This window comes from Fibrobacter sp., from assembly GCA_024399065.1.
GTDB lineage: Bacteria > Fibrobacterota > Fibrobacteria > Fibrobacterales > Fibrobacteraceae > Fibrobacter.
The window spans coordinates 125,367-138,232 of sequence record JAKSIB010000002.1; the positions used below are offsets into that span (position 1 = coordinate 125,367).

11 protein-coding genes are annotated in these 12,866 nt (G+C 52.2%); 1 reads left to right on the plus strand and 10 read right to left on the minus strand.

Features of this window, described 5'->3' with window-relative positions; genetic code table 11:
• Window positions 1-51: 51 nt before the first annotated feature.
• A complete protein-coding gene (locus MJZ25_01740; protein MCQ2122884.1) occupies window positions 52-684 on the minus strand; it encodes a toxin-antitoxin system YwqK family antitoxin in 633 nt (210 codons plus the stop codon).
• A 51-nt stretch (window positions 685-735) separates the two neighbouring features.
• Between MJZ25_01740 and MJZ25_01745 the strand changes: the two genes are divergently transcribed.
• Window positions 736-2,247, plus strand: coding sequence for a B12-binding domain-containing radical SAM protein (locus MJZ25_01745; protein MCQ2122885.1), 1,512 nt, complete (start codon window positions 736-738; stop codon window positions 2,245-2,247).
• A 133-nt stretch (window positions 2,248-2,380) separates the two neighbouring features.
• Here MJZ25_01745 and MJZ25_01750 read toward each other — a convergent pair whose 3' ends face one another.
• From MJZ25_01750 to cmk, 9 genes are all read right to left on the minus strand, one after another.
• Window positions 2,381-3,694 carry a hypothetical protein gene (locus MJZ25_01750; GenBank protein ID MCQ2122886.1) on the minus strand — a complete coding sequence of 438 codons (1,314 nt, stop codon included), beginning with the start codon at window positions 3,692-3,694 and terminating at the stop codon, window positions 2,381-2,383.
• Window positions 3,695-3,761: 67 nt separating this feature from the next.
• Window positions 3,762-4,556, minus strand: a complete 795-nt coding sequence (locus MJZ25_01755) for an ABC transporter ATP-binding protein (protein MCQ2122887.1) — start codon at window positions 4,554-4,556, stop codon at window positions 3,762-3,764.
• Window positions 4,557-4,572: 16 nt separating this feature from the next.
• Window positions 4,573-5,355 (minus strand): ABC transporter permease, encoded by a 783-nt coding sequence (locus MJZ25_01760; protein ID MCQ2122888.1) that lies wholly within the window; start codon window positions 5,353-5,355, stop codon window positions 4,573-4,575.
• Window positions 5,356-5,367: 12 nt separating this feature from the next.
• Entirely contained in the window at window positions 5,368-6,789 is a 1,422-nt protein-coding gene (dnaB, locus tag MJZ25_01765) for a replicative DNA helicase (GenBank protein MCQ2122889.1), read from the minus strand.
• 114 nt (window positions 6,790-6,903) lie between these two features.
• Window positions 6,904-7,809: a hypothetical protein gene (locus tag MJZ25_01770; protein MCQ2122890.1), complete on the minus strand. Its 906-nt coding sequence runs from the start codon at window positions 7,807-7,809 to the stop codon at window positions 6,904-6,906.
• An 8-nt stretch (window positions 7,810-7,817) separates the two neighbouring features.
• Window positions 7,818-9,191, minus strand: a complete 1,374-nt coding sequence (locus MJZ25_01775) for a bifunctional phosphopantothenoylcysteine decarboxylase/phosphopantothenate synthase (protein MCQ2122891.1) — start codon at window positions 9,189-9,191, stop codon at window positions 7,818-7,820.
• Between the two features lie 6 nt (window positions 9,192-9,197).
• Window positions 9,198-10,277, minus strand: a complete 1,080-nt coding sequence (locus MJZ25_01780) for an acyltransferase (GenBank protein MCQ2122892.1) — start codon at window positions 10,275-10,277, stop codon at window positions 9,198-9,200.
• A 119-nt stretch (window positions 10,278-10,396) separates the two neighbouring features.
• On the minus strand, window positions 10,397-12,154 hold the full coding sequence (gene rpsA / locus MJZ25_01785; protein ID MCQ2122893.1) for a 30S ribosomal protein S1: 1,758 nt from the start codon (window positions 12,152-12,154) through the stop codon (window positions 10,397-10,399).
• Window positions 12,155-12,191: 37 nt separating this feature from the next.
• On the minus strand, window positions 12,192-12,860 hold the full coding sequence (cmk, locus tag MJZ25_01790; GenBank protein ID MCQ2122894.1) for a (d)CMP kinase: 669 nt from the start codon (window positions 12,858-12,860) through the stop codon (window positions 12,192-12,194).
• Between the last annotated feature and the right edge of the window lie 6 nt (window positions 12,861-12,866).

Below are 12,866 nucleotides of genomic sequence, written 5' to 3' on the forward strand. Positions count from 1 at the left end.
GCAGCCGGCTCGGAGGCCGGGATGACACGCAATGCGAAGCCGGGATGACAGTTAGAAATTACAACCTTCTACGCAGCGGTTGTTTTCGAACTTGGCCTCAAGAACCTTGAGGCCCTTTTTGTATCTGCGATAAGAGCCATGTCTCATCCCATGTTCAAAAGTCATTTCCTCCACCAAGGAACCAACTTCATCAAAGACTTTTCCCACACCGTGGATATGCCCCTTCACATAGGGAAGCTTACGGCGCAGATTGCCGTTCTCGTAATATTCCTCGGTCATTCCGTTCAGGATTCCGTCCCTATAAACTTCCTTGGATTTCTTCCCACCGCTTTCAAAGTAGGTGGTTGAAATTCCTTCCTCGATACCTTCCAGGTAACCGATGGTCTGCCACAATTTTCCGTTTTCATAATAGCTGCGGAACACCCCGTCCAACTTGCCGTTCTTGTAGGGAGCCTCCACAGCCTTTTTGCCGTTGGGATGGTAGGAAACAGCCACCCCTTCGCGAACATCCGTACCCGCCAGCACCGTATAAACTCGGGCCAGGGAACCATCGGCAAAAGTGGTTTTTACCGTGTCATATTTGACCTGCGTCACATTTTGGGACCCGGCATCGGCACCGAAAGCCGAAACCGCCGCAAACAGCAGGATTATGGAGATATTCACAACGAAAAAAAAGCGTTTCATTGCCATAAAATGTAACTAATTCCCCTCATTTTATGTATTTTGTGGGGCGACATGCGCATTACATTTTTAAATCCTCCGTTCCACCCGATGTTCAGCCGCGAATCCCGCAGCCCGTGTGTAACGAAGTCTAGTACACTTTATTGGCCAATGTTCTTGAGCTATGCTGCCGGCACTGTTGAAGCCGACGGTAACGAGATTCAGCTCATCGACAGCCCGGCCATGGAACTGGACCTGTCCCAGACCTTGGAAGGCATCAAGAAGTTTGATCCGGCCCTGGTCATCTGCAGCACCAGCACTCCCAGCATTTTGAACGACCTTAAGGTGGTCAAGGCTATCAAGGAAGCTTTGCCTAACGTGAAGATTGCCATCATGGGCACTCACGCTACCGCAGAGCCTCTGGAATCCATGGAAATGGAACCTGCCCTGGACTACGTGATTATCGGTGAAGCCGACTACACCAGCCGCAACCTGGTCCGCACCCTCCGTGGCGACGAAGGTGCCGCCCCTATCGGTCAGTTTGCAGGTCTCGCCTACCGTACCGCCGAAGGCAAGGTGGACTTCCAGCCCGAAGGCCCGAAGATCGAGAACCTGAACGAACTGCCCTGGGTTTCCAAGGTTTACCGCAAGCATCTTTACAGCTGCTACAAGAAGTACTTCTACGGCGCCAATCTGAACCCGCTGATCGTTATCCTCAGCGGCCGCGGCTGCCCCAACCATTGTAGCTACTGCGTCATTCCTCAGACCTTGAATGGTCACAAGTTCCGCCGTCGCGATCCTAAGGACGTGGTGGACGAACTGCAGTACATCAAGGACAACTTCGAGGATCTTGGCGAAGTCTTCTTCGAAGACGATACCTTTACCGCAAGCCACGAACACGTTCGTGCCATCTGCAACCTGATTCTGGAACGCGGCCTCAAGATTACCTGGAGCTGCAACGCCCGCGCAGACGTCCCCCTGGACCTTCTCAAGCTCATGAAGAAGGCTGGCGGTCGCGAAATGTGCGTCGGTTTCGAAAGCGCTTCCCCGGAAGTTCTGGAAAACATCCACAAGGGCGTCAAGAACACCGACAAGGCTATCGAATTCACCAAGAACGCCCGCAAGGCAGGCCTCTTGGTTCACGGCTGCTTCATGGTGGGTAACCCCGGCGACACTCCCCAGACCCTCCGCATGACTCTGGACTACGCCAAGAAGTTGAACCCCAATACGGCTCAGTTCTACCCCATCATGGCTTACCCCGGTACCGAAGCCTACAAGGAAGCTTTGGCCAGCGGCGCCCTGCAGACCAAGGACTACAACCAGTGGCTGGACAAGGACGGTTTCCACCGTACAACCATCCAGCGTGGCGAACTCACTAGCCAGGCTCTGGTGGACTTCTGCGACAAGGCTCGCCGCGAGTTCTACCTCCGCCCCAGCTACATCTGGCGCCAGGGCATCATGGCATTGAAGAACCCCCGTGAACGCTACCGCGTGTTCCGCGGCTTCAACACCTTGGTGAAGCACTTGTTCCGCAAGCACGGCGAACTGGCTCCCGTAGCCCGCCAGGCTCCCACGATCAAGCAGTAAGCTTCGACACGAATCTTAAGACGCGCGACCTGAATGGCCGCGCGTTTTTCATTTGAAAGTCAAAGCTCAATTTACCGTAGATAAAAAAAAGACCGTCATTACTGACGGCCTTTTTCAATAGTCTTTGTAAGAACTAGTAGACGCTCAACTTACAAGTTGCAGCCTTGATGCTGTTACCAGTCAAGCCAACGCAAACCATCTTGCTGAGGGTAAGGTCTTCACCCTGCTTAAGTGCTTCATTCGGGATGAAGTCCTGCAGGTTGACATTGCTGGAAGACTTTGTACTAGACTTAGTCTGTGTACCATAGGTCAAGGTCAAGGAAACATCAGACGGGCACTGGTTATTCACCTGCACATCCACATCGCAAGAGGAACGACCAGCTTCGCAAGAAACTCTTACGCTGGGCTTGTCACCATCGTAGCTCGGTTCGAAGGTGTAATTGATCACCATGCAGCCACCATCAGGAATGCTGAGGGAGGTTTCCTTCACCTTGGTCTGACCGCCGGTACGGGTAATGTGGAAGGCATATTCCGGACCATCGCTGACGCGAACCGCCGGGCAAGTCACAGACTGAACGGTCTTGTCTGCATTGCCAACGACAAGCTTCGGGGCAAAGCCATCAGTTGCCTTGGTAAAGGTGTGGGTATAGGTTTCAGTACCAGCAGTACCTTCCCAAGTGTAGGAATTGATTGCGGAATTACTCTTACAGCCCGAGACCTTCCAGGAAACGTTCGGAGTAGCCTGGAAGTCTACAGTACCGACAACATCAGTAGTGCAGGAACAACCGGTAATGGGGTCACCATTGACCTGGATCGGGGAGCATGCAATCGTTTCGGTAGCGCCATCAGGCATGGACACGATCACAGAAGCACCATAGGAACCAGAATTGGCATAAGTCAAATGAGCACTGTTTGCGTTGACCTTATCGCCAGCGTTGACAGTGGGAGCACCTTCGAAACTCCATTCATAAGATGCAGTTGCAAACTTCATGCCGGTATAGCCACTGGTAGTGGTGTTCGGAGTAAACTTGAACTGGCCGGCATCGGCCACGCCCTTACTGATGGCTGCAGTAGCCGGGCTACAAGAACCCAAACCAGTAACTTCGGGAACAGCGACGGTGTCAATCGGGTTCACAGGAATTTCACCGATATCATCGTCACCACCGCCAATTTCAATTGTGGTTGTATCAACAAAGTCTGTGTTTTCGCCACCCTGGGTCGGATCATCGGTAGAACTGGTATCTTCAGGAACTTCTTCCTTTTTAAAAGCACCATCGCAGTTCGTCTTGGAAGCAAGACAAACAGCCAGACCACTGGGCATAGCAGAAGGATCTGCCAAAAAAGCACTTTCAGCACCAAGGGGTTCATAAATTTCCCCCTGACCGCAGGCCCAGAAGACTGCGGTGACTGCAGAAACTGCAACAACAGCTAAAATTTTCTTGTTCATAACAAAAACCTCTTCATCCTAATTTAAATAAATCTTTTCAAAAGCGGAACTTTTTTAAAACTATTTTCTAGTCCTGGGGGCCGTCTTCCACGGAAATTTTGCGCTGTCCAGTGATAAATTGGTGCACATATGGGTTACTAGTGTTCTTAATTTCGTCCACTGTTCCCACTTCGATGATTCTTCCGTTATACAGCATGGCGATTCGGTCGGCCACCTTGAAGGCACTGACCATGTCGTGGGTCACCACCACGGAAGTCACCCCAAGTTTGCTCTGCATATCCAGGATCAAGTCATTGATCACGTCGCTGGTAATGGGGTCAAGACCGGTGGTCGGTTCATCGTAGAGCAGAATTTCGGGGTTCAGGGCGATGGCGCGGGCCAGAGCAACACGCTTACGCATACCGCCTGAAAGTTCGGAAGGCATCTTGGTGCGGAATTCCGGAACCAGGTTGATCATCTGGAGTTTTTCAGTCACCACGTCCTGAATCTGCTTTTCGGACAGTTCCGGATGATGTTCACGGAGAGCGAAGGCGATATTTTCACCGGTGTTCATGGAGTCGAACAGGGCGCCCATCTGGAACAGCATGCCCATCTTGCGGCGGATGGTATGGGTGTCAAAGAACTTCGGCGTACTGATGGTGACGCCGTCCACGGTCACTTCGCCGCCATCCGGCTGGAGAAGGCCGATCATGTGCTTAAGGATAACGGACTTGCCACCACCGGACTTACCGATAATGACCATAGTCTCGCCACGGCGGATGTCCAGATTCACATCGCACAGAACGTCCTGGGGACCGAAGGATTTCTTCAGGCCCTTAAGGCGGATGGCGATATCATTTGGGTCGATCTTTACATTTGGCATAAGTCACCTTCAAACATCAGAAGAACAGCAGTGCGTCCACCACAAAGTCCAAAATAAGAATCATCAAGCAGCAGGAAACCACCACGCTCATGGTAGCGATACCCACACCGCGGGCACCGGCCTTGGCATTAATGCCGTGGTAGTAGCCCAGCAAATAAATAATGGTACCAAAGACAAAGGACTTGATGACGCCAGACCAGAGGTCCATGGGGTCGAACAAGTACTGCATGCCGGTCACGTAGGTATAAGTCGTGATGTCCAGGCCCAGAACGCAGACAATCCAACCACCGATAATAGCCAAGGCGTTGGAAATGATGGTGAGGCAAGGAATCATGGTAATGAAGGCCACGAAACGGGGCAAGGCCAAATAGCGGTAAGGATTCAGACCCAGCACCGTATAGGCCGCCAGTTCTTCCTTTTCCTTCATGGAACCAAGTTCTGCGGAGATTGCGCTACCCACACGACCTGCCAGCACGATAGCCGTAAGCAGGGGTCCAAGTTCGATAAGCACCATCTTACAGGCGGCGGTTCCCACAAACTTGTCTGCAACCAGGTTGTGGAATTCGAATTCCGCACAAACCGTGGCCACCATGCCAGTAAAGATGGAAGTCACGAAAAGAAGCGGCAGAGAAGACACACCAATGGAGATCATCTGCTTTACGATGAGGTCCGGGTTCTTGTGTATATAGCGGAGCTGCTTCAGCGTATTGAGCAGAATGCAGATGACCTCGCCCACGGCAGAGATACCAGTGACAATGACGTCACCGATCCAGACAATGGGGCGTAGAATCAAAGGCATCGATACAACTCCTTAGAAATCAGCAAAATCAGGTGCGGCACCGCCATCACCACCGTCATCATAAGCGTAGGCACCGCCTTCACCGCCATCCTGACCTTCAGGTGCGGCGTCGTAGAAGGTGGTGTATTCCGGAATAAAGGTCATGGGAATGTCCTTCACGGAACCGTTACGGTGCTTGGCGACGATCAAGGTAGCCTTGAAGCGGTCTTCGTCACGGTGGGTCTGCACGTAAGGACGTTCCACGAACCACACCATATCAGCATCCTGTTCGATAGAACCTGATTCACGAAGGTCGGAAAGCTGCGGACGTTCACGTCCCTTTTCTTCTACCTTACGGGAGAGCTGAGCCAGTGCGATCACAGGGATCTGCATTTCCTTGGCCAAGATCTTAAGGCCACGGGAAATGGCACCGATAGCCACGGCGCGGTTTTCTTCCTTGCCAGTCTTCATCAACTGGAGGTAGTCGATAATCAAAAGGTCCAGCTTGCCCTTGCGCTTGAGCTGACGAGCCTTACTCATCAATTCCATAATGCCCAGGTCGGCGTTGTCATCCACGAACAAGGGAGCCTGGTTAATCGGGCTAACGGCGGCGATTAGTTTCTTCTTCTCGTCGCTGCTCAGGTAACCGTTACGGAGCTTGCTCTGGTCAATTGCGGCCTGGGAGCAAAGAAGACGCTGGGCCAGCTGCATGCCATCCATTTCCAGGCTGAAGAAGGCCACGTTCTGGTTGTACCTGATGGCGGCGTTTGCAGCGATGGTCATGGCGAAGGAGGTCTTACCCACACCAGGACGGGCTGCCAAGATAATAAGGTCGGAACGCTGGAGGCCGTTGGTCAATTCATCCAGTTCGGTGATGCCGGTACGGATACCGGTGATGCCGTCCTTACGTTCATTCAAACGCTGAAGAAGGGGGGACACAAACTGGTCGATGGGCTTGAGGGAGTCGCGGACCTGGTCATCGGCAATGGCCATGACGTCGCGTTCTGCCACAGAAAGGACTTCGTCCGGGGCGGCGGAGGGGTCCATGGCGCTCTTGATGACGGAATTGGACATCTTGATGAGCTTGCGGAGAACGGCCTTCTTACGGAGAAGTTCCATGTGCCATTCGACGTTGGCGGAAGACGCCACGGATTCCATCAGTTCGAAAAGGTACTCGCGGCCACCCACCAGCTGAAGCTTGCCCTTGGATTCCAATTCGGCAGCCAAGGTCACCAGGTCAATGGGGACCACATTACGGTTCAATTCCGTAAGGGCGCGCCAAACCAGCTGGTGCTTTTCCAAGTAGAAGAAGGTTTCGTCCTTGATTGTCATGATGGCGTTGCCCATCACTTCGGGATCACGGAGAATGCCGCCCAGGAGGCAGCGTTCCGCATCCAGGTCCATGGGGACCTGACGACCTTCAAAATTACCCTGTTGTTCTTCAAAATCTGACATATACTAATCCACTGGAAATATACATAAAGAAAACGGTGCGCCCAAAAGACGCACCTCTGTTATTCCCTAATTCGGGTTATTTTTGCAAAAAATGATTTAGCCGAAAGCAACGAGCTATTGCTTGATCGTAAGCAAGGTACTGCGCGGAATATGGACCTTCCAGGTGAGCCACTTCATCTGCTTGTCGTTCACCATGGCGTAGGGGTCGATCAAGGAGCAGGTGGGAACGCCGGCGAAGTCCATGTCGGAACCAGCAAGTTCGTCGAAGTTCTTGGCCTTGCCGAAGAGCTGGTGGAACAGCGGTTGGCCGAAGGTCACCATAACTTCGGGAGCGATGAAGGAAAGTTCCTTGGCCAGCATTTTCTTGAGGGCCGTTTCCAGCAGCGGAGATAGGGGGCGTTCCGTAGACTTGAAGAAGTAGGCGACACCGATGGATTCCTGGGCAACGTTCAGGCTTGCGAACAAACGAACAAGCATTTCGCCAACCGGGCTGACGAAAAAGTCAGTCGGGTTGGTACCAGCCTTTACCGCGGGAAGCAAGAACAACACCTTGGGATGTTCCGGACCCATGTAGCGGGCCACATCAGGCTCCTTCGCGTAGAGCGCCTCGGCCTTAATGTTATTGTAGAAGTCCTGGAGAGAGGCCGCAGACTCGTATGCGGAAACAGTGCGTTTAACGACGCGAGGCGCAGGAGCAGAAAGTCCGCCAGCCGGTGCGCCAAACATATTCTGGGCGCCTGTGGCCGGATTCGTCGTCGGCTGCACCGGAGCGGAAGCAGCAAAAGGCTGACCCATTGTTGCGGAGCGCGGTGCAGGATTGGACATCGCGACTGCGGGGCGAATCGCAGAAGGTGCCGGCGGAATAGGCGGCGGGTTACGACCAGGAATAGCAGGACGTCCGGGCACGGCCGGCTTACGAGTCAAAGTCCAAGGTTCATCCAAGTAGAGTTCAAATTCACCCAAGTCCATCTGGCCCTGGAGATAATTTTGAAGTTCGCTAAAATCAAATTCTTCAGACATCAAAACCTCTACTTAGCGGACTGCAAGTTGGCATCCTGCGAAAACTGCGCAGAACAAAAATTCACGATGGATTCCGCAAGGGAAACCTTGCTACCCATATTCAATTCGGGAATAGGCTTGCCGTGTTCAATCAAGGCATAGCGAACATTGTCATGGCCGAAGCCACTGTCTGCAGCCACCGGGGCATTCAACAGCAAAGCATCGGCGCCGGACTTTTCAAACTTTTCAGCAGCGTGTTCCTTGAAGTGGTCCGTTTCAAGAGCGAAACCCACAATCACCTGCTTGCGGGTCACACGACCTTCGCGACGGGCTGCGGAACAATCACGCAGAATATTGGGGTTGGGAACCAGTTCAATAGTCAGCTGACTACGGCTATCCTTGATCTTGGAATCAGCAGGATTTGCCGGACGGTAATCAGCAACGGCAGCGCAATGCACAAGAACATCCACGTCGGGCTGACGTTCCAAAACAGCATCATGCATCTGGCAAGCGCTACGAACACGAGTTACGCGCACGCCACCCGGGAACTGGGCTTCCATAGGGCCTGCCACCACTTCCACGTCGTAACCATTGGCAAGGAAAACCGCGGACAAAGCAACGGCAGTCTTTCCGCTACTGCAATTGGAAATATAACGGACCGGGTCAATAGCTTCTTCGGTACGGCCTGCGGTGATAAGCACCCTACGAGAACAGGTTCCAGGCTCCAGGTTCCAGGCTCCAGCCAAGTCTAGTTTGGCGGACTCTTCAAGGAACTTCTGAGCGTTAGAAACCTTAGAACAATTGTTCATTGTTAATTGTTCATTGTTAATTTCATCTCGAGCCTCGAGCCTCGAGCCTCGCACCTCGCACCTTTCAAGGCATTCCACAATCTGCGCAGGTTCCAAGAGTCTTCCCTGCCCCACTTCGCCACAAGCCAAGAAACCTGCGGGAGATTCCAGCACATGAGTCTTTTCAAAACCGCGGAGCATTTCAAGATTGCGCTTTACCGCAGGAGAATTGTACATGGCCACGTTCATCGCCGGAGCAATAAAGCGTTCGCAGTCGCAGCTCATGAAGCAAAGGCTTACTGGATCGTCGGCAATGCCGAAGGCAAACTTGCCAATCACATTGGCTGTAGCAGGAACCACCAGGTACAAGTCCGCCCAGCGGGGAAAATCGATATGCTGGAAAGGACGCGCCTCGGCAGCGCCATTCTTCAAATACACCGGACACTTGCTAAGGCTTGCAAAAGTCAGAGGCGCCACAAACTGGGTCGCAGCTTCTGTCATGCAAACGCGCACCTCGGCACCCTTCTTTTGCAACAGTCGCAAAAGTTCGCAGGACTTGTAGGCGGCAATTCCGCCAGATACGCCAAGAAGAATGTGCTTGCCAGAAAGATTCATACAGCCTTAAGATAGAAATTTGCTTTCTGCAAATTTTACAGCCTTGTCAGAAACCAACTTCAATAAGTAGGCCGCCACCAGGATTACAACCAAAGTTACCGCAAGAAAACCCAGACACACCGGAGAACTAAATTCCACAGCAGGGCGCCCCATTACCTTCACAAAAGCAATCTGGAGCCAGTTAATGCAAACATGTTGCAACAGGAAAACGCAATAGGTGTAAGGAGCCAGTTTTGCCACCGCCTTGCCCACCACAGACGCGGGGTTCAGCTTGCCACCAAAATTCAGCACAGCCAGGAACACGGCGACTCCCGCCACAGTTCCAGCCAAGTCATTCTTATAAAACCCACCGGGAGTATTCAGCAGGCACAGCGCAAGGAACACCACCAGGGAAGTCCAGCCCACCGCACGATTACGAAGTTTCGGCAAAAGGTCCATCAGCAAAAAGCCCAGCACAAACTTCAACATCAAGGTCGCAGGGAACGCACTGATAATCCAACGCCAACTGTCCGGCCACACAAACTGCAGAGCGTAACAGATTCCGAGAACAACCAACAAGACTACTCTGTTCTTTTGATACGCCCAAGCCAAAAAGGGAAACAGGAGATAGAGCAGCACAATTGCTCCCACAAACCATTCCCCGCAGAAGTAGTAACTTTCAAAACCAAATAAATTCAAGAATCCATCAAAGCCTGTTACCGTAAGTAGCAGTTTCAACGGATTTCCGGCAAAGAAGGGGTTGCCATCGCTGATCCAGTGACGAACCATGGCAAGCACCACATACAAGTTCAAAATCCAGAACGCAGGATAAATCGTCTTTGCTCGCTTTAAGTAAAAGGCGGGTAAACTGCCCACATTGCCATTTCCGTACTTTCGAAAAAGCAACGCACCGGAAAGCACCAGGAACATGGTCACTGCCACATTTCCAAAATCAAAGTTGGGCGTTACACAAAAGAAATTCACCAACGGAGCAAACGGGCCACAGGCATACTCGCATCCGAAATGATATGTCACCACCCAGAACATGGCGAGCACGCGGATAATATCAAATTCAAATATGCGGGATGACTTTGCGGAATGAACCATAAAATCAAAGTTAGCAAAAGCGGAAATAAAAAAGAAATCCCGCGGCGTTAACCACGGGATTCCTTTTAAGCTTGAAGTTCTTCGCTCGGACCTGGGGCCTCGAGCCTCGAACCTTTTAATTAAGCTTCTTCTTCCTTCTTCTTGGAAGCCTTCTTAGCCTTCGGAGCTACGTCACCGATAGTGGTGCCGTTTTCGCCCGGCTTGTGAGAGTCCATCCAAGCCTTGAGCTCAGCGGATTCACGGTTCTTGAAGTAGTCAACCACGGAGAGGTAGATCTTACGGTTGTTCTGATCGATTTCGGTAACAACAGCCGGAACTTCGTCGCCAACCTTGAATGCATCGGCAGGAACCTTGATGTATTCAGCGGTGAGCTTGGAAACCGGGATGAAACCTTCGATGCCTTCGTTGAGTTCAACGACAACACCGCGATCGAGCATACGGACAATCTTGCCCTTCACTTCAGCATCAACCGGGTAGGTGGAATCGATGGAATCCCACGGGTCTTCGGCGAGGTGCTTCATGGAGAGGGAAATGCGACGCTTTTCCTTATCGACAGCGAGAACGACGCATTCAACCTTGTCACCCTTCTTGACCATTTCGTTCGGATGGGTGATCTTCTTGGTCCAGGACATGTCGGAAACGTGGATGAGGCCATCAACACCTTCCTTGATTTCGACGAATGCGCCGAAGGAAGCGATGTTGCGGATTTCACCAACAACGCGTGCGCCCGGGGGAAGTTCGGTGTCGATAGAATCCCACGGATCGGATTCCAGCTGCTTCATGCCGAGAGAGATGCGTTCAGCTTCTTCTTCGACCTTGAGAACGACAGCTTCAACTTCCTGACCAACGGTGAGGATCTTGGACGGGTGCTTGACGTGCTGGGTCCAGGACATTTCAGAAACGTGGATGAGGCCTTCAACACCACTGTCGAGTTCGATGAATGCACCGTAATCAGTGATGGAAACAACCTTACCCTTAACGACAGCGCCTTCCGGATAACGTTCAGCGATGTCCTTCCACGGATGCGGCTTAAGCTGCTTCATGCCGAGAGAGATGCGTTCCTTCTTGTCGTTGAAGTCGAGAACCATAACTTCGACTTCCTGACCAAGCTGGACCATTTCGGTCGGGTGGTTGATGCGCTTGTAGCTCATGTCGGTGATGTGGAGGAGGCCATCTACGCCGCCGAGGTCAATGAATGCACCGAAGTCGGTGATGTTCTTGACGATACCCTTGCGAACCTGGTTCTTTTCGAGGGTTTCGAGAACGTCGCCACGCTGCTTGTTGCGTTCTTCTTCGAGAACAACACGGCGAGAAACGACGATGTTACGACGAGCCTTGTTAACCTTGATAACCTTGAGGTCATATTCCTGACCGATGAGGGCGTTGATATCCGGAATCTGACGGAGATCAATCTGGGAACCCGGCAAGAAGGCATCGATACCGAAGAGGTCGACAACTACGCCGCCCTTGATGCGCTTGGTGAGGGTACCACGAACGACTTCGTTGTTTTCGAATGCAGCATGGATGCGATCCCATACGCGAACGAAGTCAGCCTTCTGCTTGGAGAGGATGAGACGACCGTCTTCATCTTCAAGCTTTTCAACAAAAACTTCGATTTCGGAACCGAGTTCGAGGGAGTCAGTGTCCTTGAATTCAGCGCGATCGATCACGCCTTCGGACTTGTAGTTGACGTCGATGAGGACTTCCTGGTCGTTGACCTGGGAGATCTTACCGGTGACGAGATTGCCCTGAGCGAGGCAGTCCATGCCAGCATAAACGTCAGCGTTAGCCTTGCGGAAGTCTGCGCCGCATTCTGCTTCTGCAGCGAGGATTTCGTCGAGGTCTGCCTGGTTACCGAACTTAAGTGTATTTGCCATATTAGTTTGTTTTTGGTTGCGGTTTAAAAAATTCAGGCTACGCCACTACACCTACGTAGTCGAGAATTTTTTGAACCTGTTGTTCAATTGAGGTTTGTGTAGTGTCAATTTCAATAGCATCATCGGCCTTCTTGAGGGGGGCCGTAGCTCTCGAAGAATCCAGACGGTCACGTTCGGTCAGGTTTTCGAGAACTTGTTCATAGGTCACCTTTTCGCCCTTTTCAAGGAGTTCCTTGAGGCGACGTTCGGCGCGAACCTTCACGTCGGTGACGAGGAAAAACTTGTACTTAGCATTGGGGAAAACCACGGTACCGATGTCACGGCCATCCAGAATGCAGCTGGAAACAGCACCGATCTCGCGCTGCTTGTCGGTCATGGCCTTGCGGACGGACGGCAGGGCGCAGTAGATGCTCACGTTGGAAGAAACGCGCATACCGCGGATGTGGTCTTCGTAGGAAACTCCGTCGATGAGGACGTGGTTTTCAGAATCGAAGCTAAGCTTGAGGTTCTTGAGCAATTCGTCCATGGCAGGGCCTTCCTCTGCGGGAATACCCTTTTCCAGGGCTGCAAAGGTCACTGCACGGTACATGGAGCCTGTGTCCAAGTAGGTAATGCCCAACTTCTTGGCAATAATCTTTGCCGTGGTGCTCTTACCAGTGCCGCTACCGCCATCCAGGGCGATCACAAAGTTTTCAGAATTACTCATAAGTGG